20 protein-coding genes are annotated in these 26,136 nt (G+C 42.6%); 10 read left to right on the plus strand and 10 right to left on the minus strand.

Features of this window, described 5'->3' with window-relative positions; genetic code table 11:
• Position 1 precedes the first annotated feature (1 nt).
• The 4 genes from MJ761_RS07140 to pilM are packed head-to-tail and all read right to left on the minus strand — an operon-like array spanning position 2 to position 2,973.
• Positions 2 to 538, minus strand: coding sequence for a pilus assembly protein PilP (locus MJ761_RS07140; protein ID WP_093091521.1), 537 nt, complete (start codon positions 536 to 538; stop codon positions 2 to 4).
• 53 nt (positions 539 to 591) lie between these two features.
• Positions 592 to 1,242, minus strand: a complete 651-nt coding sequence (locus tag MJ761_RS07145; RefSeq protein ID WP_093091523.1) for a type IV pilus inner membrane component PilO — start codon at positions 1,240 to 1,242, stop codon at positions 592 to 594.
• A 14-nt stretch (positions 1,243 to 1,256) separates the two neighbouring features.
• Positions 1,257 to 1,925, minus strand: a complete 669-nt coding sequence (locus MJ761_RS07150) for a PilN domain-containing protein (protein WP_093091525.1) — start codon at positions 1,923 to 1,925, stop codon at positions 1,257 to 1,259.
• 1 nt (position 1,926) lies between these two features.
• Positions 1,927 to 2,973: a type IV pilus biogenesis protein PilM gene (pilM, locus tag MJ761_RS07155; RefSeq protein ID WP_176715050.1), complete on the minus strand. Its 1,047-nt coding sequence runs from the start codon at positions 2,971 to 2,973 to the stop codon at positions 1,927 to 1,929.
• 181 nt (positions 2,974 to 3,154) lie between these two features.
• Here pilM and MJ761_RS07160 point away from each other — a divergent pair, with 181 nt between their 5' ends.
• From MJ761_RS07160 to htpX, 4 genes are all read left to right on the plus strand, one after another.
• Positions 3,155 to 5,515 (plus strand): penicillin-binding protein 1A, encoded by a 2,361-nt coding sequence (locus tag MJ761_RS07160; RefSeq protein ID WP_093091529.1) that lies wholly within the window; start codon positions 3,155 to 3,157, stop codon positions 5,513 to 5,515.
• A gap of 316 nt (positions 5,516 to 5,831) precedes the next feature.
• Entirely contained in the window at positions 5,832 to 6,764 is a 933-nt protein-coding gene (gene ppk2, locus MJ761_RS07165; RefSeq protein WP_093091531.1) for a polyphosphate kinase 2, read from the plus strand.
• 162 nt (positions 6,765 to 6,926) lie between these two features.
• On the plus strand, positions 6,927 to 8,186 hold the full coding sequence (locus MJ761_RS07170; RefSeq protein ID WP_093091533.1) for a glutamate-5-semialdehyde dehydrogenase: 1,260 nt from the start codon (positions 6,927 to 6,929) through the stop codon (positions 8,184 to 8,186).
• A gap of 239 nt (positions 8,187 to 8,425) precedes the next feature.
• Positions 8,426 to 9,280: a protease HtpX gene (gene htpX / locus MJ761_RS07175; RefSeq protein ID WP_093091735.1), complete on the plus strand. Its 855-nt coding sequence runs from the start codon at positions 8,426 to 8,428 to the stop codon at positions 9,278 to 9,280.
• Between the two features lie 657 nt (positions 9,281 to 9,937).
• Here htpX and MJ761_RS07180 read toward each other — a convergent pair.
• Positions 9,938 to 10,564, minus strand: a complete 627-nt coding sequence (locus MJ761_RS07180; protein WP_093091535.1) for a riboflavin synthase subunit alpha — start codon at positions 10,562 to 10,564, stop codon at positions 9,938 to 9,940.
• 191 nt (positions 10,565 to 10,755) lie between these two features.
• Here MJ761_RS07180 and MJ761_RS07185 point away from each other — a divergent pair, with 191 nt between their 5' ends.
• Positions 10,756 to 10,893 carry a hypothetical protein gene (locus MJ761_RS07185; protein ID WP_176715051.1) on the plus strand — a complete coding sequence of 46 codons (138 nt, stop codon included), beginning with the start codon at positions 10,756 to 10,758 and terminating at the stop codon, positions 10,891 to 10,893.
• A 261-nt stretch (positions 10,894 to 11,154) separates the two neighbouring features.
• Here MJ761_RS07185 and corA read toward each other — a convergent pair whose 3' ends face one another.
• From corA to glnA, 3 genes are all read right to left on the minus strand, one after another.
• Positions 11,155 to 12,231, minus strand: a complete 1,077-nt coding sequence (gene corA / locus MJ761_RS07190; protein ID WP_093091537.1) for a magnesium/cobalt transporter CorA — start codon at positions 12,229 to 12,231, stop codon at positions 11,155 to 11,157.
• 24 nt (positions 12,232 to 12,255) lie between these two features.
• Positions 12,256 to 13,755: an exopolyphosphatase gene (ppx, locus tag MJ761_RS07195; RefSeq protein WP_093091539.1), complete on the minus strand. Its 1,500-nt coding sequence runs from the start codon at positions 13,753 to 13,755 to the stop codon at positions 12,256 to 12,258.
• 354 nt (positions 13,756 to 14,109) lie between these two features.
• Positions 14,110 to 15,528, minus strand: coding sequence for a type I glutamate--ammonia ligase (gene glnA / locus MJ761_RS07200; protein WP_037405175.1), 1,419 nt, complete (start codon positions 15,526 to 15,528; stop codon positions 14,110 to 14,112).
• A gap of 596 nt (positions 15,529 to 16,124) precedes the next feature.
• Here glnA and aroE point away from each other — a divergent pair.
• Positions 16,125 to 16,946 (plus strand): shikimate dehydrogenase, encoded by an 822-nt coding sequence (aroE, locus tag MJ761_RS07205; protein ID WP_093091541.1) that lies wholly within the window; start codon positions 16,125 to 16,127, stop codon positions 16,944 to 16,946.
• Complete coding sequence (mtgA, locus tag MJ761_RS07210; protein ID WP_093091543.1) at positions 16,943 to 17,638, plus strand: monofunctional biosynthetic peptidoglycan transglycosylase; 696 nt, start codon at positions 16,943 to 16,945, stop codon at positions 17,636 to 17,638. The genes aroE and mtgA overlap by 4 nt, the downstream gene beginning before the upstream one ends.
• 33 nt (positions 17,639 to 17,671) lie before the next feature.
• Here mtgA and MJ761_RS07215 read toward each other — a convergent pair whose 3' ends face one another.
• Positions 17,672 to 17,938 carry a chaperone modulator CbpM gene (locus MJ761_RS07215; RefSeq protein ID WP_037405178.1) on the minus strand — a complete coding sequence of 89 codons (267 nt, stop codon included), beginning with the start codon at positions 17,936 to 17,938 and terminating at the stop codon, positions 17,672 to 17,674.
• A gap of 15 nt (positions 17,939 to 17,953) precedes the next feature.
• Complete coding sequence (locus MJ761_RS07220) at positions 17,954 to 18,922, minus strand: DnaJ C-terminal domain-containing protein (RefSeq protein WP_093091545.1); 969 nt, start codon at positions 18,920 to 18,922, stop codon at positions 17,954 to 17,956.
• A 669-nt stretch (positions 18,923 to 19,591) separates the two neighbouring features.
• On the opposite strand from MJ761_RS07220, the gene aceE reads away from it, so the two are divergent.
• From aceE to lpdA, 3 genes are all read left to right on the plus strand, one after another.
• Positions 19,592 to 22,300, plus strand: coding sequence for a pyruvate dehydrogenase (acetyl-transferring), homodimeric type (gene aceE / locus MJ761_RS07225; protein WP_369796835.1), 2,709 nt, complete (start codon positions 19,592 to 19,594; stop codon positions 22,298 to 22,300).
• 104 nt (positions 22,301 to 22,404) lie between these two features.
• Complete coding sequence (gene aceF, locus MJ761_RS07230) at positions 22,405 to 24,036, plus strand: dihydrolipoyllysine-residue acetyltransferase (RefSeq protein ID WP_093091549.1); 1,632 nt, start codon at positions 22,405 to 22,407, stop codon at positions 24,034 to 24,036.
• 111 nt (positions 24,037 to 24,147) lie between these two features.
• Positions 24,148 to 25,902 carry a dihydrolipoyl dehydrogenase gene (lpdA, locus tag MJ761_RS07235; RefSeq protein WP_093091551.1) on the plus strand — a complete coding sequence of 585 codons (1,755 nt, stop codon included), beginning with the start codon at positions 24,148 to 24,150 and terminating at the stop codon, positions 25,900 to 25,902.
• Positions 25,903 to 26,136: the final 234 nt, after the last annotated feature.

A 26,136-nucleotide genomic window follows, 5' to 3' on the forward strand; every position in this document is an offset into this window, starting at 1 on the left:
TTCAGTTCTGGCTGGCTGTTTCCGCAGCAGTGTTATCTGTTGCTTGTAACGGTAAGCTGGCGCGTCGGCCTGACCAATTGCCATATGTGTCTTCAACTAACTCTGTAATGACGATTTCATCCGGTGTTATGGCTGTTATACGCCCATAATTCTGTCCCAGATAATTACCGAGATTAACGGTATATACATGACCATCTGCGGCAATGAAAGCTGAAGGTGCTTTACCGGCAGTTTTAATTAGGCCGACATAACGTAATTCATCCAAGGAATAATTCTCCAGAATTTGTCTAGGACGGTTTAAGTCAGGGATATTGCTTCCCTGTAATCCGGTCTTTAAACGTGCTGGATTAAAGATATTCATTTGTGGCAGCACCGGAGGAGTATATTGGGTCTGAGCATTTAGTTCAGTCTGTTTATGGTTAATGGGTTTAGATTTTGCCTGCTGACTGGTATTTTGCATCCATTCATGCAAATCTTCATTTGCTGCCGAACATGCACCTAGTGTCAGAATACAAAGGCAGAGTAGATATTTATTCATGTTTAATCCGTTGCTTATATATTTAAAAGTGCCATTATTACAGAGAGATAAGCCTATTTTTTGTCTTTTTTATTATCAGTTTGTGCTTTAATTTCTGCATCGGTTAACGCTTTATAAGTATTGGCAACTGCATTTAAGGTAAGCGTATTATTTTTTTCATTCTGTTTCAGAACAATGGAGTTTAATGTCACAATACGTGATAATTTTCCCACATCGCGTATAAATTGAGCGATCTGATTGTAATTACCCGTCAGGGTAATGTTGTAGGATAATGTCTGGATAACCTGTTGTTCTTCGGTTTTATTTCCTGAATCAGTATTTTGAATATTTGCAGGTGTGATACTATCCATATTTAATCCGTTTTTGGCTGCACATTCATGCAACTCCTGAATCAAATTAGGAATTTCTGCCTGTGTTGGCAGCTGCTTCAGTAATAAATGAAATGAACCATTTATATTATTTAGCTCTTCTTTCAAAGCATCCAGATTAGCAGCCTGCTTACTTTTTTCTGTATAAGTCTGTTTGAGTTCTTCCTCTTGCTGTTGCAATTGGCTTAATTGTTCATTTAGACCACTGTAAACAAAGAAGTAGGCCAGAACGAGAATCACAACGATAATACCCCCAGCTACGCCTAGTTGCACAGGTTGGCCTTGCCGGTATAGGGAATTTAAATCTATTGCTTTAAGATCAATGTTTTTTGCCATATTCAACTACTCCTTCAATTTGATGCTTCTGATGCACCAGATGCAACTTGGTTTTGTGGTTTTTCTGTTGCCAAATTTTGTTCGGCAGGTGTTGGATTTGAGCTAATGGCTTGATTAATTTCAAACATGTCTTCCTGCAGACTAATATTGCTATTCAAGCGGATTCGGATGCTGAATTCTTGTGTATTATTAACGCGTTTAATATTTAACAATTCAGGAGTGCTGAAAAGTTTACCTGGTAATGCACTCATAAATGCAGCAGTTTTGGCATCACTGAATGCTTTGCCATTAACTATGTATGTATTGGCATCTTGAGCTTCGATGCTGGTTACATATAATCCCATGGGAGCAACAGCATTCAGTGTATCCAGTATACGAGCAGCTTCAAAACGTTTATGAGACAGTTCTGAAACTTTTTCCTGACGCGCCATAAAGTTTTTTCGTTCTTCTTTCAGTTTGGCAATCTCGCCTATCTGTGTATCCAGTTTGCTTATGCCATCTTTTAAAACCTGATTACGGCGTTCCTGACTGCTTACTCGACTATCAAACGCTGTATAGCCTAGAAAGGCCAGTCCGAGACCAATTATGGCTGCTCCTGCCAATAATGTTTGAAACTGTTTCTTTTGTTTGGCCTGTAATGCTTCGCGATAAGGTAACAGGTTAATTTTTAATAAAGGTAACATATTATAATCCTCTTACGGCCAGACCAAAGGCGACGGTTAATAAGCTACTGTCCTGTTGCAGTTTTGCCTGTTCGATACTATTACTGGGTTGTGCTAATAGTATGGGGTTTATTTGTTGTGCCGGTATATGGGTTTGCTGTCTGATATTGTCAGTAAATCCATTGGCACTATTGTTGCCATAGCCAAAAATCAGAATTTCATCAATTTCACTTTCCTGACTGGCAGAAGTAAAGTAAAACTGTAAAACACGTTGAATTTCCTGAATAAACTGCTGCTGAAATGGCTGTGCTACGGTTAAGTTATAATCTTCAGGCTTAGATGGGTTATAAAGCATGTCCCAAGCTTCTTCTTCGGTAAGCTGATAGTTGCGTCGTAAAGACTGCATTAGGTGATCATAGCCCAGATTAATTTCCTGTTTGTATAACAGTTTGCCATGGCGCATGATAATTGCCTGTGTCTCGTTGTAATCAATATTGAATACAGCAATACATTTATTGGCTAGGTCTGGTTGTCTGATATTGATCCATGTAATGGCGCAATTCATCACTGCCAATATATCTACATCCATTTGTGTGGGTGTAATTTCAGCGTCAGTATATACATCCAGCAGGGTGTTCACATCCTCCCGCTTACTGTTAACCAATAGCAGATTTTCCCTGCCTTGATTATCGGTGCTAACGTTCTGGTAATCATAACTGACGTCATCAAGGGAGTCATATTGACTTAGTTCAGCCATAACCTGTTCTTCTTCGGTATACTCTGTATCTTCATCCCGAGTGAGGAACTGAAGAGAGGCCTGTTTTTGAGAAATGGCGACTGTAATGTTGCGGCAATTGCTTTGCAGCTTCTGTTTTGCCTGTTGTAAATGAGCAACAAGTTCTTCATGATTTTCGACGTTGCCATTACCAATTGTATTTTTTGGCAGAGGGACAACAACGTATTTTTCGAGACGAAATTGATTTAAACTGCGTGCATTCAATAGCACCATGTTAATGCTTTTATCAGTAATACTGATACCAAGACTCTGTCCCGAGGAAGTTGTGGCCACCTTCTTATTCTTTGAATTTATTTTGAAATTATTCAGTTTCATGAAAGGGCTTTCTGTCAGTTTATTTAACGAGTGTTATCAAGCTTTAAAAACTGCTGTTGTGTATTGTTAACTAAATGAAGAACAAAGTTTACTTTATTTTGAATATGTTTCGCAGCCTTTAAATGAAAATTAGTTGATTATGATTAGAAAATTATTACTATCTACCGTAGGTTTGTTGGTTGGGCTGGGGCTTTTTGCTGCTGGTCTGGTGGCGATTGCAATTTTGGTTACGTATCCTAAATTGCCGTCTCTGGAAGCTGTGACACATTATCAACCCAAGATGCCACTAACAATCTACTCTGCCGATGGTAAGCTTATGGGGCAGTTTGGTGAGGAACGACGTGCTTTTACCCGAATCAATGACTTTCCTCAGGTGCTCAAGGATGCAGTTATAGCAGCTGAAGATAAACGGTTTTATGAGCATAGCGGGGTTGATTTTATCGGTATTACCCGTGCACTAATTTATAATATAACGGGTGGTGTACAGTCAGGTGCCAGTACGATTACCCAGCAGGTGGCGCGTAATTTTTACCTTACCAATGAGCGCACATATACACGTAAATTTAATGAGGCTCTTCTTGCCTATAAGATTGAGCAAAATTTAACTAAAGATCAAATTCTTGAGCTTTATTTTAATCAGATTTATCTGGGGCAGCGTGCCTATGGCTTTGCTGCTGCGTCTCTGATGTATTTTAATAAACCGGTTCAAAAACTGGATTTGGCAGAGGCAACGATTCTGGCCGGTTTACCCAAAGCACCTTCCACTTTTAATCCTGTTGTAAATCCGCAACGAGCTAAGATACGTCAGCGCTATATTCTGAATAATATGGTGGAAATGGGTAAGATTACTGCTGCTCAGGCTGACGCGGCCTTTACTGAGCCATTACAGTATGTGCATTATCATCAGTCTATAGACCAGAATTCTCTTTATGTTGCAGAAATGGTACGTCAGCAGATGTATGAGAAATATGGTGATGCAGCTTATACCCAAGGTTTCCGGGTTTATACGACTGTTAATTCACAGGATCAGGCTATTGCTACACAGGCGTTGCGTAAAGCGCTGACTAATTTTGATAAGGGTTCGGCCTACCGGGGAGCAGAAGGTTTTTTTGATCTGAGTAAGATTCCAGAAGATATTCGTGAAGAGCAAATAGAACAGTATCTGGCTAATCGTTCCGCAGTGGATGGTATGGTGCCGGCTGTGGTAACTGCGCTGGATTCAAATTCTATGACGGTATATATAGCTGGCGTAGGTGAAAGTCGTATTAGTGGTAATGGTTATAACTGGATTAGGCGAGCTATTAATAATCCCAAATTAGGAGAGGCTTCAATCCGTATTGGTTCGGTGGTACATGTGCGCGATGACGGTAAAAGCTATCGTGTGGTGCAGCAGCCGGAACTTCAGGGCGCTATTGTTGCTTTGGATGCACAGACTGGTGCGGTAAGGGCTCTGGTTGGTGGTTATGATTTTTACCGGCGTAGTTTTAATCGTGCTACTCAGGCCAAGCGGCAGCCAGGTTCTTCTTTTAAACCATTTATTTATTCAGCGGCCATTGCAAAGGGTTTTACGCCTGCGACTGTGGTAAATGATGCTCCTTTAATTTTGCCGGGGATGGGCGCGGGTGGACGTGCTTGGACACCCAAAAATTCTGATGGACGTTATGCTGGATTTATTACGCTACGTCAGGCATTAACAGCATCCAAGAATATGGTTTCGATTCGTATATTGATGGCGATGGGTGTTGACTATGCCAGACAGTATATACAGCATTTCGGTTTTCGCCCGGATCAGATACCCAACAGTTTATCTATGGCTTTGGGCAGTGGTGAGGTGACACCTATGCAGATGGCGGAGGGTTATGCTATTTTTGCCAATGGTGGTTTTAAGGTTTCCAATTATGTGATTGACCGGATTTACGATGGCCATGGTAATTTGCGGGCGCAGATGCAGCCATTGGTAGCCAATCAGAATGCACCACTGGCTATTGATCCTCGTAATGCATTTATTATGTATAGCATGATGATGGATGTGGTTAATCGTGGCACAGCTTATGGTGCCCGTGCACTGGGAAGAAATGATATTGCAGGTAAAACTGGTACAACCAATAATAATAAAGATGCATGGTTTGTTGGTTTTAATCAAAATGTGGTCAGTGCTGTGTTTATTGGCTTTGACCGACCTCGCAGTATGGGGCGTTCAGCCTTTGGTGGAACTATTGCTTTACCGGTGTGGGTAGAATATATGCGCTATGCCTTGAAAGGCAAACCGGTGGTTAAACTCTCCGTTCCAGCTGGTATTGTGCAGAAGTCTGGCGAGTATTTTCTTAAAGAATATCAGTCAACTAATCCTAATTTGCCGCTGGATAATCGTGCAGATGGTCCGGTTACAGCCGGCACAAATAATACTACTACCAATGATAATGGTGGTACTGATGATACAGGTGAAATTCCAATAGCTCCTCAATCAGGTAATAATAGTCAGTTAGACTCTCTGTTTTAGTCATCTGTGGTATTGAAGTTTATTGAACGGGTAATCAGTTTTGATTATCCGTTTTTTATTGGTACGTTAGATAAGCATTTATGCTGACTAATCTGTTAGGCTTTATTGTGTAAATGGGAGTATTTGCAGGCAATTATGTCGTTGCTTAAGCAAAGAAGTTATGCTGTTATAGATTAGATATTCATTTAATTAATTATATTATAACGACTTATTTGGTATATAAGTACGAGTTTGGGTTACAATATTTATTCAGATTATCGGATTTCTTAGAAAAGAAAGTTTTGGTTTACTCGGAGCCAGAGAGGAAAGGAATAATATGAGTGCGCAGCAATTGCAATCTGATCAGGTTACTGAAAGTAACGTTCAGGATAAAGATGTTAAATTAAATGTTTTTGATGAAAGTGTGTTGAAGTATCAGGGCAAACATTCTGATGAAGATTCTTCTACTGCTCCTTTACCTGCAAGCTATCCTTATCGGACACGTATGCGACGTGCAACATATGAACGTGAAAAGGCTAGATTGCAAATTGAATTGCTAAAAGTGCAAAACTGGGTTAAGGAATCTGGTCAGAAAATTGTATCTTTGTTTGAGGGGCGTGATGCAGCGGGTAAGGGGGGCACGATTAAACGCTTTATGGAGCATCTTAATCCGCGTGGTGCCCGGGTTGTGGCACTGGAAAAGCCCAGTGAGACTGAAAAAGGTCAGTGGTATTTTCAGCGCTATATTGAACGTTTACCTACTAGTGGCGAGATGGTGTTTTTTGATCGTTCTTGGTATAACCGTGCTGGTGTGGAACGGGTAATGGGCTTTTGTCAGCCTCATGAATATTTACAGTTTATGCGTCAAACGCCAGAACTGGAACGTATGCTGGTGAACAGTGGTATTTATTTGTTTAAGTTTTGGTTTTCGGTATCAAGAGAGGAGCAGTTACGCCGGTTTATTTCCCGACGTGACGATCCGTTAAAACACTGGAAACTTTCTCCTGTTGATATTCAATCACTAGATCGCTGGGATGATTATACGGCAGCTAAAAATGATATGTTTTTTCATACGCATACTGGTGATGCACCGTGGACAGTGATTAAGTCTGATGATAAAAAGCGAGCTCGGCTTAATTGTATTCGCTATTTTCTGACGGAACTGGATTATCCAAACAAGGATATTAATGCGATTGGTGCTGTTGATAGTCTGATCGTATTAAAACCGCAAACTCAGTTTAAAGTTTCAACTGATACGCTTATTGATTAGTTTGACAGTGCTTTGGTATTTTTTCTAAACGTAATAATGTTTACGTATAATTTGGATATTGGGTGATATGCAAGGATTATTGTAGTTGGGTAAATGTGTCTATTGTGATTTTATATGAGAATAAGAATGATTTTTGCGTTACTTGCTGGAAAGTAAATTTGCATGGGATTGACCAAATATATTACTGAGATGGCTAAAGCAGCTAAAGAGGCTTATTTTGCTTTAACTACTGTTTCTGCTGCCCAAAAGAATCAGGCCTTGTCTTTTATTGCTGAGGGCTTGGCTAAACAGCGGGAAGCAATTCTTGCTGCCAATGAAGTTGATATGAACTTAGCTCGTTTGCAGGGTCTAGATGCCGCATTGCTGGATCGGCTGCAATTAACTGGGCGTGGTATTGATGCCATGATTGATGGTGTGCATCAGGTAATTGCACTTGCTGATCCTGTGGGGGAGATGGATGAATTCCGTAGGCTTCCAAGTGGTATGATGCTAGGTAAAATGCGTGTGCCATTAGGGGTTATTGGCATGATTTATGAGTCGCGACCGAATGTTACGCTTGATGCTGCAATTTTATGTCTGAAATCTGGTAATAGTTGTATTTTACGTGGCGGATCTGAGGCGATTAATAGTAATCGGGCAATTGCGGCGGTTGTTACATCTTCGCTAATAAGAGCAGGGTTACCGGAAGCTGCGGTCAATCTGATTACTGAGACTGATCGTGCTGGTGTGGATATTTTGGTGAATTTGCCTGATTATGTGGATGTGATTATTCCCCGTGGTGGTAAAGGATTGGTGCAACGGGTAAATGAGAAAGCTCGTGTGCCTGTTATTAAGCATCTTGATGGAATATGTCATGTGTATATTGATGTATTCGCAGCAACAGATATGGCGATTAATATCGCTGTAAATGCTAAAACTTCTCGTTATGGTACCTGCAATACTATGGAAACTTTGTTGGTTCATGTAAATCGTGCAGCAGAGTTATTGCCTTTACTACAGCGAAAGTATGATGAAAAAAATGTTGAGCTACGCGGTTGTGAACGAACTCAGCAAATTTTAGGTGATAAAATTATTCCGGCAACGGAAGCAGATTGGTCAACTGAATATCTGGCTCCGATTCTTTCGATTAAAGTTGTGAATGATGTTAATGAGGCTATTAGTCACATCAATCACTATGGCAGTCATCATACTGATACTATTGTTACTGATAATTTACCTCATGCTCAGTTATTTTTACGTGCGATAGATTCAGCTAGTGTAATGGTTAATGCATCGACTCGCTTTGCTGATGGATATGAGTATGGTTTGGGCGCTGAGATTGGTATTTCTACTGATAAAATTCATGTGCGTGGCCCTGTAGGCTTACAAGGACTGACTAGCCAAAAATGGATTGTTTTGGGTCATGGCGAAGTGCGTCTATAAAGCTTGGCGGTTTTTGGTATTTTAGTATTATAAAGATATATGTGAATTGCTTGATCTGGCTCAGTTGTGATGATTTGGATGGTTAAATTCAATATCTTTGGTCTTTTTTGATATTACTCAAATGAGAATTCTGCTTTGTTTTATACACCAGCCAGTGTGATTACAAATTGATTATTGATGATTAAATATGTCACTAATATTGTGCTGACTAAATTTTGCAGAAATTAAAAGGGCATAATGTGAAACGTATTGTATTGTTTATTGTTACCAATTTTGCAGTCATCATTGTTATTAATGTTGTTCTGAATATTCTTTGTGCGCTTTTGGGAATTAAGGTTCATGGCAGTGCTCTGTGCAGTCTGTTATTGCTGGCCACTGTAGTTGGCTTTACTGGATCTGTTGTTTCTTTGATTATGTCCAAAACGTTGGCACTCAATTCGGTTAATGGTCAAATAATTGGCCAGCCAAAAACAGCTGCTGAAGCTTGGTTGCTGAATACGGTTGCGAATCTGTCCAGTCAATGGAATATTTCTATGCCGGAAGTGGCTATTTATGATTCGCCTGAACCAAATGCTTTTGCCACCGGTGCCACATGTAATAGTTCGCTGATTGCTGTCAGTACGGGTTTATTGCACGGTATGTCTCAGGATGAGGTAGAAGCAGTACTTGCTCATGAAATGGCTCATATTGGCAATGGTGATATGGTGACAATGACATTGTTGCAGGGTGTGGTTAATACTTTTGTTTTTTTCTGGGCTCGTCGTATTGCAGAGGCTGTGTCCAGAAATGATGATGGTGAGGTGTCCTATAATACTTATTACATGGCGAGTATGATTTTACAGATAACTTTTGGTTTTCTGGCCAGTCTGGTTGTGATGTGGTTTAGCCGCCATCGCGAATATCGTGCTGATGCTGGTGCAGCCCGTCTGGTGGGGGCTCCGAAAATGATTGCTGCTTTACAGCGTTTGAAAGGTGAGGTAAGTCATCTGCCAGCCGGTATGTCTGCTATGGGAATTGCCAGCGAAGCTGCTGATTCTCTTTTTAGTACTCATCCTACACTGGACAACCGGATTAATCACTTGCGTCATATGTGATTTATTGACTCACTTTGCCAATGGGAGCGTGAGTCAATCCTATGAAAACAGCTATTTATGCAATAAGGAAAGCGGATTCACGAAGGTATTCAGTTCGAATCGGCAAACTTGTATAAATTTCATCTGGTGGTAAAACATGATACCGATGAGGTTTGTTAACGCTGATTTCATTTGCAGGCAAAATGTTTGATAACGTATTCTTGAATTAATTGGTCCATATTTTTCCAGACTTGCGATATTGGCAAAAAGTATTCCGATATTTTTTTTATTAATATATTCAGCAATTCGAGTTTGGGTAACCGGCCGTTAGCTGAGTAATCTGGCTGAATATGGTGGTTACCCGTTAAACGTAAGAGTAGATTATGAATCGACGCTTAAGGAAATAGTGTATATCAACTGAGGAAGTTAAATGGTATGCTTAATGATTATTTCAACTTTAGCAGCCCATAGCAAAACAGGCATATTAAACGGTTTAATTATACGGATTAGGTTATATCTTTTAACTGGTTTGCCATAAACAAGAACGGTAACTAATTAATGGGTTATAGTTCTGGAAGACCTTGTAAGGCATTAAATAATGTGACTCTGATTGGATATAGGGTGCTAAAACAGGCAGCATGGTTCACTAGGGCTATTTATACTATACGTTATTAAATATTAATAAATTTTTGATTTTTCGGCGTGCTGTTGCATGTATTTTTGTACGGTGTCAACGATTGCTTGTGTTTGTGCGTCTAGTTCCAGATTAATGCAATCATTTACTTGGCAGCTTCCAAACAGCGTTCGGTTTATGGTTTCGGGAATCAGGTGTACATTAAATTCAGTTCCGGTTACTTCACCGATAGTAAGGCTGCAACCATTGAGGCCAATAAAGCCTTTGGTGAGGATATAGGGCTTGGTATTGTCGGGAAGGTTAAACCAGATGGTGCGGTTATTCTGGGTATCTTCAATCCGGCTGATGGTGGTGGTGGTGAAAATATGGCCGCTCATGATATGGCCACCGATTTCATCACCATAACGTGCGGCACGTTCAATGTTGACTGCATCGCCTACTTGCAGCAGCCCCAGATTGGTTTTAGCCAGACTTTCTGCCATGATATCGAAACATACTTCGTCTCCTTTGATAGATGTGATGGTGAGGCAGCAGCCATTGTTGGCGATGGAGGCGCCAATACTGAGGTTATCGCTGGCGTTTTCTGGCAGACGTACTTGTAAGGTACGTAGCTGGTGGTGCTCATTAATGGCGGTGACGATGCCTAAACCCTGAACGATGCCTGTAAACATTTATTTCAACTTTCAATAATAATCAGTGTATGGTTTGTGTTTGGTTTCCGCAGTTTTTAAACGCGCTTCTTTGCGAAAAATGCCTTTCTGAAAACGACATGCCTGTTTTTTACTGTTGATACATAGTAGGGGTACTACTGTGGGTTGCTATTTTTATCAATGGTTACGATATTGAAATAGCAGCTATTGGTATGGCGGACGGAGCATTGCAGACTGTCCTGTGCTTGAATCCGGATGCCAGTGTCTATGCTGGTACGTTTGACATGGTTAACAGAGACGTAAAAGGTAAGGTGTTCGCTGGCGTGTATGGATACCTGTTCGACGAATAATGTTACTACAAATTTGCCAGAATAACGACTGGGACAGGCATAAACTACCTAAACCAGCAGTTTGTGTATATTGCTGCTATGTACGTCACTATAAAAATTTGCTCATGCTGAGAAATATAAGAACGGACATGGAGGGTGGATGTTGCCACTTTATGGTGGCAATGACGTTGTTATCATGAGATTACCTCTTGAGATTATCTCTGATGTATGCGTTATTTAATGTCTCGCTGTAAATGTTGTTTGTTTTGATAGAATCCGTAGTTATAACCAATGTTTTCTATAAAAATATGTTAGTAGGCTAATGATTAAAGTTGCCATAAGGCTGAGTACTACATAGTAGCTATAGTGCCAGTGCAGCTCAGGCATGTTGTCAAAATTCATGCCATATATGCCGGTTAAGACATTCAGTGGCATGACGATTATGGTAAACACGGTGAGCATGCGCATTTGTTCATTAAGGTGGTTGGATTGATAGGACAGGTGAACATCCATCATGCCCATTACGGTGTCGCGCGCGCTGTCAAGGGTTTCCATTAGTTGCTGGGTGTGGTCGTAAACATCCAGTAAATAGACGTGTATGTCTTTGGTGAACAGTGGAAATTCATTATGTACGATACGGCCGACAATATCTCGAATGGGGGACAGGGTACGCCGTAAGTTGATGGCATCACGTTTCAGTTGATGGATGGAAACCAACAGGTTTTTATTTTTGTTGCTAAATAGCTGTTTATCCAAACCTTCGACACGATTATCAAATTCATCTACTGTAACGAAGTAATCATCAACAATTCGATCCAATAATGAGTAAGCAAGAAAATCAATGCCTTTGTTATAGATTTCGCTGTAATTGTACTGGATATATTCGCGGATTACTTCTAGTAGTCCCAGGGGTTCGAACTGAAAGGTGATGATGTAGTTTTGGCCGATGATGATGTATATCTGGTTGTATTGCAGTTTCTGTTTTTTATAGGCAAAGACACGTGCAGCCACAAACAGATAATGTCCGTAATTTTCGATTTTAGGACGTTGTTTGCGACTAAGTATGTCTTCCATTGCCAGTTCGTGGATGTTGAATATCTGTAATAGCTGGTGTAGCTGTTCATTATCGGTAATGCCGATTAAATGAATCCATGTAAGGCTATCTTTTGTAGGGGCCGGGATATTTTTATTGGATATATCCGCGCCGGTATAGCTGTGACTATGCAGTTGTCTGGATGTAATCCGGATAATAGACAGTGATTGTGTTGGCATGCCGCTGATGTTGCTGCGATGTGCCAGACTGGGCAGACTGTGTGTCTGAGCTAGTTTATTACTGGAAGCATGTGGCGGTATATTCATGGGACATCCTTGACTAAATAGGGATCAAATAGCCCTGATTTCTAGCTGTAAGCCAATTTTGTGCCATAAAGCTGATTCCTGCAATAAGACACTTGCGGTCAGGGGGTTGTGAGTTAGCCATTCTGTGCCTGTGCTGATTACTAGTTGTTTGGTGCCTTTGTGATAGTGGATATTGCACTGGTTTACGGGTATCTGAATATTTTGTCGAGACCGGCAGAATAATGCAGCTAGCCGCAGTGAAAGTATGCTCAGCCACAACATTTCCTGCTGGATAAATTCGGCAATTTTACGCAGATCTCCACGTTGTCCCAGTACCATGGTAGCAAGTATGTGCTGTTCTTTACGAGAAAAGCCGGGCATATCAGCCTGCTCAAGGATATAGGCGGCATGTTTGTGAAAGCCGGTATGGGAAATGTCCAGACCGATTTCGTGTAGTTGGGCAGCCCAGCGTATATACTGTTGCCACTGTTCTAGATGATCCGGAGTCACGGCGGCAGTTAGATGGCTGAATATCACCTGCGCCAGAGTGGCTACTCTGTGTGCCTGAGCAGTATCAACATGGTAACGTTTCTGAAAATCGGTAATAGTTTGGTTGCGCATGTCGTCGCCTAGTTGGCGCCCGATCATGTCATAAAATACACCATCACGTAGTGCTGCATCAGTGATGGTCATTTCGCTGATGTTCAGTTCGGCAAAAGCTGCAATCATAACGGCCAGACCACCAGCAAAAACATCCATCCGGTCTGTTTTTAATCCTTCCAGTTTGGCTTTTTTGATGCTGCCTGCTGCTATGATGTGATTAGCGATTTTGTGCATTTGTGTGGCGGTGATGGCATCAGTGGATTCGTCACCAATAGCAATAACATCGCGAATGGAACGTGCCGAACCAGATGTACCGATAGCATATTTCCAGCCTATATTTTTTAGTGCAACAGAGATACGCTGAATTTCAGCACGGGCACTGTTAACTGCTGCCTGAAAATTCTTGTTATTTATTTTACCGCGAGGGAAGAAACGCATACTGTAGGATACGCAGCCTAGGTTGAGGCTTTCGGTGATGGCTGGCTGTAAGTCATGCCCGATGACAAATTCAGTTGAACCACCACCGATATCGATTACCAGCATGTTTTCATCTTTGGGTGGGAGGGTATGCACAACGCCGGTGTAAATCAGGCGTGCCTCTTCACGCCCGGCAATAATATCAATGGGAAAACCTAGTTTTGCTTCGGCCTGCGGGATAAACTGGCTGATATTTTTGGCCACACGAAAAGTGTTGGTTGCAACAACCCGTACCTGATCGGGTTTAAAGCCACGTAGCCTTTCTCCGAATCTGGCCAGACAGTTTAATGCACGTTGCTGGGAAGCCTGATCAAGATTTTTTTGCTCGTCTAGTCCAGCAGCTAAACGCACCATTTCTTTGATGGAATCTACTACTTGTAGGTGCCCGCTCTGATTATGGCAAATCTGGAGCCGAAAACTATTGGAACCAAGGTCTATAGTGGCGAGCATGTCTTGCGCTGTCATAATGAAAATGTTTTAGCTTCAGATAAGTATAATGTTACCGTATAGCAGACATCATCGCCATGAATGCCTGCGCTGTACTATGTCAATAAGAGAAAATACACAAGTAATAGTCTGTTTTTGCGACAGTATGAGTTGCTTTATTCTTAAGAAGATTGATGATCAGTGATAGGGAAAATTGCTGAATTAAGCAAATAAAAGATTTTTGCAGGTGATATGTGGCTATAAAGTTATTTTATCGGCTGGCAGAATAAACAGATGTAAATAAGACCGTTACACTGGCAGGATGAACGTACAGGTTTGGCTTGTATCCTGAGTAACGGTCTTGATGAGTTAGCTTGATGCTACTATGGCTGATTACAGGCTGTAATACATTTCAAATTCAAGTGGGTGTGGAGCCATGCGAATACATTTTACATCTTCGCTCTTGAATTCGATGTAGCTATCGATCCAGTCTTGGCTGAATACTCCTCCACGGGTAAGAAATTCGTGGTCAGCTTTAAGGGCATCCAGTGCTTCTTCCAGAGATGCACATACGGTTGGTACTAAGGCATCTTCTTCTGGTGGTAGGTCGTACAGGTTTTTATCTGATGGGTCACCCGGATGAATTTTGTTCTGGATACCATCCAGACCGGCCATTAATAGTGCAGCGAAAGCCAGATAAGGATTAGCGGTAGGATCTGGAAAGCGTGCTTCGATACGGCGTGCTTTTGAGCTGGCTACATACGGAATGCGGATAGATGCCGAACGGTTTTTGGCAGAGTAAGCCAGTTTGGTTGGCGCTTCAAAATGCGGTACCAGACGTTTGTAGGAGTTGGTTGACGGGTTGGTTAATGCATTCAGTGCTTTGGCATGTTTGATGATGCCACCAATGTAATATAACGCTAAGTCAGACAGACCTGCATAGCCATCGCCGGAAAACAAGTTCTGTCCGTCTTTCCAGATAGATTGATGCACATGCATTCCAGAACCATTATCTCCCATAATGGGTTTTGGCATAAAGGTAGCTGTTTTACCAAAATTGTGCGCTACATTCTGAATGACGTATTTCATGTCCTGAGTCCAGTCAGCCCGACGCACCAAGGTATTGAAGCGGGTGCCGATTTCCATCTGACCAGCCGTTGCAACTTCATGGTGATGTACTTCAACGGGGATACCTATGGCTTCTAATGTCTGGGTGCAGGCAGAACGTAAATCCTGACCGGAATCAACTGGTGCAACTGGGAAATAACCACCTTTAACACCTGGGCGGTGGCCGGTATTCTGGCCATCATAAGATTCGCCACTAGACCATGCTGCTTCTTCGGAATGAATTTTGTAACGTGTGCCGCTCATGTCGGTTTGCCACTCTATGCCGTCAAACACGAAAAATTCTGGTTCTGGGCCAAAGAAAGCGGTATCACCGATGCCGGTGGATTTCAAGTAGGCTTCAGCACGTTTGGCGATGGAGCGCGGATCGCGATCATAACCTTGTCCATTAGCTGGATCGATGACATCACAGGTTAAAACGACGGTAGTATCATCGTAAAATGGATCAATGAATGCTGTTGATGCATCTGGTTTCAGAGTCATATCAGAAGCCTGAATACCTTTCCAGCCACCGATAGATGAACCATCAAAAGCCTGACCGTTTTCAAACCATTCTTCAGGGTCTTCCAGTACAATCCGGGCAGGTACGGATACGTGTTGCTGTTTGCCTTTGGTATCGGTAAAACGCAAATCTATAAATTTGGCTTCGTTTTCTTCAATCAGGTTAACTACATTTTTTACTGACATTTCAGGACTCCCATTAAGGTCTGGAGAGTAGGGTACTCTCTTTTTAAGTTAATTTGATTCTGCCACAATCGCTTTGTAAAAAAAATGCACTGATGTAAAAAAAAAGCCTTTTTTTATCGTCTCTTAAATTATTTTTTTTAAAACAATTTGTTATATATCTTCACTCTGGTTTGTATCAGATTTCGTAAACTATCAGCTGATGTTATTAGGGGGTAGTGGCTGTCTGGCTGTTTTAAGTAGATGCGATAAACTATGGGCTGAGTTGGTTTGTTTCAGTTTTGATCTGTTGATGGAATGTGTCACTTTGTATTTGCTGATGAATGAGAAGCAGAATTAGTGAGTGATGTGACCGGATAGCAGTCATCATAGGAGGCTGCGCCACTACTTCAGCGATGAGCTGGTGGTGTTTGAAACGCTGTATCTGTGCAAGACAATACACTGGTTTGAATTTAATCTATACATCAAAATAATTGATTTTTTCTTCGCGCTGTGCTGATTCTGATATTCTGAATCTTAGGTAATCAATTATTGTCTGATAAAGATTGCTGTTTTGCTATTCGTGAGCGTAGGCTGGATAATAGGGACAATTTTTACACATGAGGGGGAGAAGAAAGGTGTTTGTCGTTTTTGGTAATCCAATAGCGCATAGCCGCTCTCCGCAAATACATCAGGCTTTTGCTGCTCAGGAGAGACGTAAGTTAATTTATGAGCGATGTTTGGTTCCATTTGATGAATTTGCAAAAACTGCACGCGATTTTTTTGTTACAGGCGGAATTGGAGCCAATGTTACAGTGCCTTTTAAACACGAAGCTTTCGAATTAGCTGATATATTGACAGCACGGGCACAGGCGGCTAAAGCGGTTAACACGCTGTTTTGGCGCGACGGGCATTTATTAGGGGACAATACTGATGGTATCGGGCTGGTTCGGGCAATTGAGGAGTTAATGTCATTCTCGTTGCATGACAAGCATATCTTATTGCTAGGTGCCGGTGGGGCTGCCTGTGGGGTAATTCAGCCGCTTTTGCAGCAACAGCCTGCGTCGCTAACTATTGCTAACCGCTCTGTAGATAAAGCACAGGCATTGGCACAGGCGCATCAGGTGAACTGGTGTAAATTAAACCAGATTGAACCGCATTATGATGTGATAATTAATGCGACCTCTGGCAGTTTACATGGACAGGAATTACCTGTGCCGTCCGCTGTACTGGCGCGGGCACAACTGGTATTCGATATGATGTATGCGCGAAAGCTCACTCCTTTTTTGCTTCAGGCACAGGCCGCCGGATGTTCTCAGTTGGCTGATGGTCTGGGTATGTTGGTCGCACAGGCTGCGGCTTCGTATGAGTTGTGGCATGGATTCAGACCAGATATCAGATCGGTGACTAGTCAGATTCGTGTTGAGATGGAGCAGGCATGAGCATAGTGCGCAATTTTTTAATTATACTGGTAACGATATTTTTGCTATTTAATGCTTATGTGTATGGTAGTCTGTTGACATATCGTGCTGTGGCGCCACATCGTACTATGTTTATGCTATTGCGTATGCATGAGCTGGCTACAACTCATCCTGATACTCAATTAAATTATCAGTGGGTAGCTTATAACCGGATTTCGCCTAATCTGAAAAAAGCCCTGATTGCTTCGGAAGATGCTCGCTTTGCCGAGCATGATGGTTTTGACTGGAATGGTATTCGCACAGCAATTAAGAAAAATGAACATCAGGGCAGGATTAAGGCTGGTGGTTCAACTATCAGCCAGCAATTAGCAAAAAATCTGTTTTTGTCTGAAAGTCGACATTACTGGCGCAAGGCAGAAGAAGCGGTGATTACTTCTTTGCTGGAGGCTACGACTAATAAAGACCGAATTTTTACTTTATATCTGAATGTAATAGAATGGGGCTATGGGGTATTCGGAGCAGAAGCTGCGAGTGAAACTATATATGGGCGGACGGCAATGCAATTGTCTGCGCAACAGGCAGCGAAGCTGGCTGCACGTGTACCCAGACCACTTTATTACGTCGATCATCCACACGATCAGGAAATCCGTCGTAAAGCCAATGTGATTTTACGGCGGATGGGGTCAGCGCAATTGCCGGATAACGATCAGTAATAAACGGTATATATAATAATAATTTGAACCGAATTAGCTACGCCGACGCAGATCTTCCAGTTCGTCGAGCAGTTGCAGGATAAGGGCTGTTGCACTGGCACTGGCATTGAAATCACGATGGATGCGCCATGCACGGCGGGCTATAGCCATGTGATAGCCGGTATAACGTGCCAATTGTGGTTCCTGTTCAACGGGAATAACGCTTTCGGCTATCAGGCTTAATATCCAGTTACTTTGATTGTCGCAGGCGCGAACCAGATCATCAAAGCTTAATTCTACATCTTGGTGGTTGTTACTCATTTTGCGCTCCTGCTATCAATCGTGGTTCTGTGGCTGAAAAGCAGCATAATGTGAGGCTAATGTCTGCCATGCGGCACGGTCGGCTTCGGTACTGGCTTGTGGCAGCACAATATTAATCAATAAATATAAATCACCTGCTTCTTTTGCTGGTATTCCTTTTCCTTTTAAACGCATTTTCTGACCGTTATGACTATTGGCAGGAATATTCACGCTTAACGCGCCGGCAGGAGTGGTTATATCGGTTTTGCCGCCCAGAGCAGCTGTCCACGGCGCAACATTGATGCGTTGGTAAACATCTTTGCGATTCTGGACATAGAGATTTTCTTCATTACGAAAGCTGATTTTCAGGTATAAATCTCCGGCTGTTCCGCCATTAAAGCCGGGTAGTCCTTGACCACTAAGCCGAATCTGCTGTCCTTCGGTAATGCCTGCTGGAATTTTTACATTCAGGGTTTTGCGTGCATATGTCATTTGCCCTTGAGCATTCAGTGTGGGCATATCCAGTGACAGGTTACGCTGCGCACCCTGATAGGCCGCAGCAATATCAATTACCAGCTCGGCATGCTGGTCTTCACCGCGCATCGGGTCGGTATGATTCTGCTGAAAGCCATGCCGGTTACTGCTGCCAAAAGCAGAAAACAAATCATCAAAGCGAAAGTCTCCGCTGCCAAACGCTCCGTTCTGACTAAAATGGCTTGGATCAAAATCGTATTGCTGATATTCATAGCCATTACGGCCTGCACCATTTTGCTGGCCGCCCTGCCGGAAAGGGTTAGCCAGCATATCATCGTACTCTGCGCGTTTTTCCTTATTGTGCAGGGTTTCATAGGCGATGTTGATTTCGCTGGTTTTGGCTACGGCATCCGGGTCTTTGCTGACATCGGGATGATATTTGCGTACCAATTTGCGATAGGCTTTTTTGATATCGTCATCACTGGCTTTGCGGTCTACACCCAGAATTTCATAATAGTTACGTTCAGCCATGTCCTGTCCTTTGCGGAAATTTCTTTAAATTTTAAATTACTATTTAATTTAAATTAAGGGCATACAGTTAAAATTTAAAGGGTAAGCATCGTAGCTATAGTAGATGAATTTGGTGATTTATGCTGCTGTCTCTTACTTTTCATTCACAGGTAACGCCATTTATATTGCTAAGTTTTGGGTTGATTAGCCATAGTCAGAATATGCGCAGGAATAATGTTTTTTACAGTTAGCTTATGTAAGACCTTGTATTGCAATACTGGGCTGATTTTTATAAGAAAAACATCAATGAGTGATAGCTTTTATTAATGATGAATATGTATTGGCTTAAATTATATTATTTATATTTACTTTTATTTGATTCAATTATCGATATTTTTCATTGAAAGAAAATGGTAAACGGTTGATATGGCTTAATTTGTGACAATCCATGATTTGTTTTAAATCAGAAAATTGGTGTAAAAAAACATTGCTGTTTACGTCTCACACTGGTACGATTTGAAAGTAAATACAGTATGTTGCGCCACAATAATATATGCTTTTGTTCAATTAAGATTATGCAGATTTATTGTAAGTTGTTTGAATTTTATGTATTTTTTCTAATCAATTTGGTAAAGTAATTGATTAAAAAAAATAATAGATGAAATAACAACAACATAAAGTGTTTTGTTCATGACTCAATCCCATATGAAAGAGGATATTGCTATGTCTGCTGACTTCCATGATCAAGATATCGATCCGATTGAAACCCAGGAATGGCTGGATTCGCTCAGCTCGGTGCTGAAAGAAGAGGGACCTGAACGCGCTCATTATTTGATGGAAAATCTGGTGCGTTATATACGTCGCCGGGGCATTTACATGCCGTTCAGTGCCACTACCGCTTATTTAAATACTATTCCTGTTGGTAAAGAAAAGAAATCACCGGGTAATCATGAATTAGAACATCGCATTCGTTCACTGGTGCGCTGGAATGCAGCAGCACTGGTATTAAATGCCAGCAAAAAAAATCTAGAGCTTGGCGGACATATTGCTAGCTTCCAGTCTTGCGCTACTTTGTATGATGTTGGTTTTAATCATTTTTGGCATGGTAAAACAGAGAATCAGGAAGGTGATTTGGTTTTCTTCCAAGGTCATAGTGCTCCAGGCTTTTATGCCCGTGCTTTTGTTGAGGGTCGCCTGACTGAAGAACAAATGCGTAATTTCCGTCAGGAAGTTAATGGCAATGGTCTGTCTTCATATCCTCATCCATGGCTGATGCCTGATTTCTGGCAATTCCCGACTGTATCTATGGGACTAGGTCCAATACAGGGTATTTATCAGGCACGTTTGCTGAAATATCTGGAATCCCGCGGTCTGGCCAAGACTCAGGGACGTAAGGTATGGGTGTTCTGTGGTGATGGCGAAATGGACGAACCAGAAAGTCAGGGGGCTATAGCATTGGCTGCCCGTGATGGTCTGGACAACCTGATTTTTGTCGTCAACTGTAATCTGCAACGTCTGGATGGTCCAGTACGTGGTAACGGAAAAATTATTCAGGAACTGGAAGGCAACTTCCGTGGTGCGGGCTGGAATGTACTGAAAGTAATCTGGGGCAGCAAATGGGATGCTTTGCTGGCACAGGACAAGGATAATCTGCTGAAGAAACGCATGGAAGAGTGTGTTGATGGCGATTATCAGATGTATAAATCACAAAATGGCGCTTATGTGCGCGAACACTTCTTCAATACGCCTGAGCTGAAAGCCATGGTGGCAAATATGTCAGATGATGAGATCTGGTCACTGAATCGTGGTGGTCATGATCCGCATAAGGTGTATGCGGCATACTATGAAGCAGTGAATAATCCAGATGGTCGTCCAACAGTGATTCTGGCTAAAACCATTAAAGGTTATGGTATGGGTGCGTCTGGTGAAGCACAGAACACTGCCCATCAGGCCAAGAAAATGGATATGAAGTCTTTGAAACAGTTCCGTGATCGTTTTCAGATTCCGGTAACTGATGAAGAGATGGAGCATACGCTGCCATTTTTCCGTCTGCCTGAAGACAGTGAAGAAATGAAGTATATGAAAGAGCGCCGTGCTCAGCTCGGTGGTTATCTGCCATATCGTCATCCTGATTCTGAACAATTACCGATTCCTCCGCTAAGTGAATTTGCTCCACAGTTGCAGGATAGTGGTGATCGTGAATTTTCTACTACAATGGCATTTGTGCGTATTCTGAGCACACTGTTGAAAGATAAGAATATTGGTAAACGGGTAGTACCAATTGTTCCGGATGAAAGCCGTACTTTTGGTATGGAAGGTCTATTCCGTCAGTATGCTATCTGGAATCCAAAAGGCCAGATTTATACGCCTCAGGATCATGATCAACTGATGTTCTATAAAGAATCTAAAAATGGTCAGATTTTTCAGGAAGGCATTAACGAACCCGGTGCTATGAGCTCGTGGATTGCAGCAGCTACAAGCTATTCCAATAATGATTATCCGCTGATTCCGTTTTATATTTACTATTCAATGTTTGGCTTCCAGCGTATTGGCGATCTGGCTTGGGCTGCTGGTGATCAGCGAGCACGCGGCTTTATGCTGGGTGGTACTTCTGGCCGTACAACCTTGAATGGTGAGGGTTTACAGCATCAGGACGGTCATAGCCATATTCAGGCTGAGCTGATTCCTAACTGTATTTCTTATGATCCGTCTTTTTCTTATGAAGTGGCCGTGATTATTCAGCACGGTATGCACCGTATGTATGTAGAGCGTGAAGATGTGTTCTACTACATCACGCTAATGAATCAAAATTACAAACATCCGGCCATGCCGCAGCGAGAAGGTATTGAGCAACAGATTCTGAAAGGTATGTATCTGTTACAGGAAGGAACTGGCGGCAAGCACAAAGTTCAGCTGATGGGCTGTGGTGTGATTTTACAGGAAGTGATTGCTGCTGCCACACTGCTGAAACAGGATTTTGATGTAGATGCGAACATCTGGAGTGTAACTTCATTTAATGAACTGTATCGCGATGGTATCAATATTGAGCGCTATAATCGTCTGCATCCTACTGATACGCAGAAAGTGCCTTATGTGACTCAACTGCTTTCTGGTCACGAAGGTCCGATTGTGGCGTCAACTGATTATGTACGTCACTTTGCAGACCGTATCCGCGCCTATGTACCACAGGATATATTTACGGTGCTGGGTACTGATGGCTTTGGTCGCAGTGATTCCCGTGACAATTTGCGTGAGTTCTTTGAAATCAACCGTTACCACGTGGCGGTGGCTGCCCTGAATGGTCTGGCTGATGAAGGCAAAATCAGCAAACAGGTTGTACAGGATGCCATCAATAAATATGGTATCAAAGCTGATGTAGAACCGAGCTGGACACGCTAATGAACCGACTGCCTGAATGCATATGTCTTTCAGGCAGGTTTGGCTATAGCAGCTAACGATTGTCAGACGCAGGTATATGCCTGCTGTCACCAAAGGACATAATGATGAGTCAGATTGTAGAAATAAAAGTGCCTGATATTGGTAATTATACTGGTGTCGATGTTATTGATGTGGCGGTCAAGGTTGGCGATAGTATTGCGGTAGATGATACGCTGATTACGCTCGAAACCGATAAAGCCACTATGGATGTACCTGCTGACCATGCTGGTGTGGTTAAAGAAGTGCTGGTTAAGGTGGGTGATAAGGTTTCAGAAGGCAATGTAATTGTAAAAGTGGAAGCTACTGATGCTGCCAGTGCTGCTGCGCCGGCAGCTGAAGCACCAGTCACACCAGCCATAGCCACGACCAACACATCTGCACAATCTGTTGCAGTGAAAGTGCCTGATATTGGTAATTTCTCTAATGTAGATGTGATTGAGGTGGATATTAAAGTCGGTGATGAAGTGGTTGTTGATCAGACACTGGTTACACTTGAAACCGACAAGGCTACTATGGATGTACCGTCTACAGTTGCCGGCAAGGTTACTGCGGTGCATGTGAAAGTAGGTGACAAGGTTTCTGAAGGCAGTGCTCTAATTGAAGTGGTTGCTGCATCTGCCAGCACTGCTGCGAATACTTCAGCAACACCAGCACAAAAAGAAGTGGCAGAAATCAAAAAACAGGTTGCTGCAACGCCATCTGCAGAGAACAATGATTTGCGTGCTGAAATCAAGAGCCAAGTTCCACAAGCCTTTGGTAGCTCTGATATTGATGAAAAAGGTTTTGCAAAAGCCCATGCCAGCCCGTCTGTACGCAAACTGGCTCGTGAGCTGGGTGTAGATCTGGCACGGGTAACCGGCAGTGGCCGTAAAGGGCGTATTACACCGGTAGACTTGCGTAGCTTTGTTAAATCTGTGATGCAGAAAGTTGAACAGGGTGGTGCAGGTGCTTCTCTTGGCGGTGGGCTGGATTTATTGCCGTGGCCTAAGGTGGATTTCAGTAAATTTGGTGAGATCGAAGTCAAAGAGCTGTCGCGTATCAAGAAAATATCCGGTCAGAATCTGGCGCGTAACTGGGTAATGATTCCTCATGTTACTTTGCATGAAGATGCTGACATGAATGATCTGGAGGTATTCCGCAAGCAATTGAATAAAGAATGGGAACGAGCTGGTATTAAAGTATCTCCGTTGGCGTTCATTATTCTGGCCTGTGTGAAAGCTTTACAGGAATTTCCGGAATTCAATTCTTCGCTCGATGGCGATAACCTGATTCTGAAGAAATACATTCATATTGGCTTTGCTGCTGATACGCCGAATGGTTTGGTGGTACCGGTTATCAAGAATGCCGACCAGAAAGGCTTGAAGGAAATCACGCAGGAACTGGCCGACATGAGTAAACGGGCTCGCGAGGGTAAACTCAAGCCACAGGAAATGCAGGGCGCTTCCTTTACCATTTCTTCTTTGGGCGGCATTGGTGGTACTGGCTTTACGCCAATTATTAATGCACCGGAAGTGGCTATTCTGGGTGTATGCAAATCTCAGGTTAAACCGAGCTGGAATGGGAAAGAATTTGAACCGCGCTTGCAGTGCCCGCTGTCTCTGTCTTTTGATCACCGTGTGATTGATGGTGCAGCCGGTATGCGTTTTCTGGTATTTATCAGTCAGTTGCTGGCTGATTTCCGCCGCGTATCTCTGTAAGTCTTCAATTAGAGGCTGCCTGAAAACAGATAGGTTTCTGGCAGCCTGAATGCATGAAATACAGGTAATTGCTGTTGTATTGATTGCAACAGTCAGGCAAAGGGTTAGACCATGAGCTTAATTGAATTAAAAGTACCGGATATTGGCAATTATCAAAATGTCGATATTATTGCAGTAGAAATCAAACCGGGCGATACCGTTGCGGTAGATGATACGCTGATTACGCTGGAAACAGATAAGGCTACTATGGATGTACCGGCTGAGGTAGCCGGGGTGGTGAAAGACGTTAAAGTTAAAGTTGGCGATAAAATTTCTGAAGGTGGTGTGATTGCGGTGATAGAAGCTGCAACCAAAGCAGAAGTATCCGCAGCTACGGCAACAGAAAGTGCGCCAGCAGCCGCGCCACAGGCCGCCAGTTACAGTGGCAGCAGTGATGCTGAATATGATGTAGTTGTGCTTGGTGGAGGCCCGGGTGGCTATTCTGCTGCTTTTGCTGCGGCTGATGAAGGATTGAAAGTTGCCATCGTAGAACGTTATGCTACTTTGGGAGGCGTGTGTCTGAATGTGGGTTGTATCCCTTCCAAAGCTTTGCTGCATAATGCTGCGGTAATTGATGAAGTCAAAGAGCTTAAAGCCAATGGTATAGAATATCCGGCACCGAAAATCGATATTGATCAGTTACGCAGCTATAAGGAAAAAGTTGTAGCCAGAATGACTGGTGGGTTGGCGGGTATGGCTAAAACCCGTAAAGTAGATATTATCCGTGGTAATGGCCGTTATATTGACCCGCATCACATTGAAGTTAAATTGACTTCAGGTGAAGGCAAGGTTGAAACTAGTGAAACGACAACACTGGCTTTCAAAAATACCATCATTGCTGCCGGTAGCCGTGTGGTTAATTTGCCATTTATTCCTGAAGATCCTCGAATTGTCGATTCAACTGGTGCGCTGGCATTGAAATTTGTGCCTGAGAAAATGCTGATTATCGGCGGTGGCATCATCGGTCTGGAAATGGGTACCGTGTACAGTACGCTTGGCGCACGTCTGGATGTGGTTGAAATGATGGATGGCCTGATGCAAGGTGCTGACCGGGATATGGTTAGAATCTGGCAGAAGAAAAACGAACATCGTTTTGATAATATTATGCTGAATACCAAAACCACGGCTGTTGAAGCCAGAGAAGATGGTATTTATGTTACGTTTGAAGGAGCCAAGGCGCCAACTGAACCACAGCGCTATGATTTGGTACTGGTAGCTGCTGGTCGTGCCCCTAACGGTAAACTGATCGGGGCTGAAAATGCCGGTGTAGCTGTAACTGATCGTGGCTTTATTAATGTTGACAAGCAGATGCGTACCAATGTGCCACATATATATGCTATTGGTGATATTGTCGGTCAGCCGATGTTAGCGCATAAAGCTGTGCATGAAGCTCATGTGGCCGCAGAAAACTGTGCCGGCCATCAGGCTTACTTTGATGCGCGCGTGATTCCGGGTGTGGCTTATACCAATCCGGAAGTAGCGTGGGTAGGCATGACGGAAGATCAGGCTAAAAAAGAAGGTGTGAAAATCAACAAAGCAGTATTTCCGTGGGCAGCTTCCGGCCGTGCTGTAGCCAATGGATGCAGTGAGGGTGCTACCAAACTGATTTTTGATGCAGACAGTGGCTTGATTATTGGTGGCGCTATTGTTGGCCCGAGTGCTGGTGATATGATTGGCGAAATCTGTCTGGCCATTGAAATGGGTTGTGATGCAGACGATATTGGCCGCACAATTCATCCGCATCCGACATTGGGTGAATCCATAGGAATGGCTGCTGAAGTGGCAATGGGTACTTGTACTGATTTGCCACCCCAGCGTAAAAAATAAACAGTAAATGCTTTTATTGCCGGCTGTTCGAGTATTTTCGAACAGCCTTTTTTCTGGCTAGAAATGAGCTATAGCTGGAGATTAACTTTTATTTTCTTATGGGTAATTATATTTGCAAATAATATATAATTTTAACCTAATAGCGGCACTTTACCATTCCAGTACTGTATTTATTCAGTTATTATCAGAATTAATGTGCCACTAAATTATTGGCAACAGGTTCTGTAAGCTTAA

The organism is Snodgrassella communis (assembly GCF_914768045.1).
GTDB lineage: Bacteria > Pseudomonadota > Gammaproteobacteria > Burkholderiales > Neisseriaceae > Snodgrassella > Snodgrassella communis.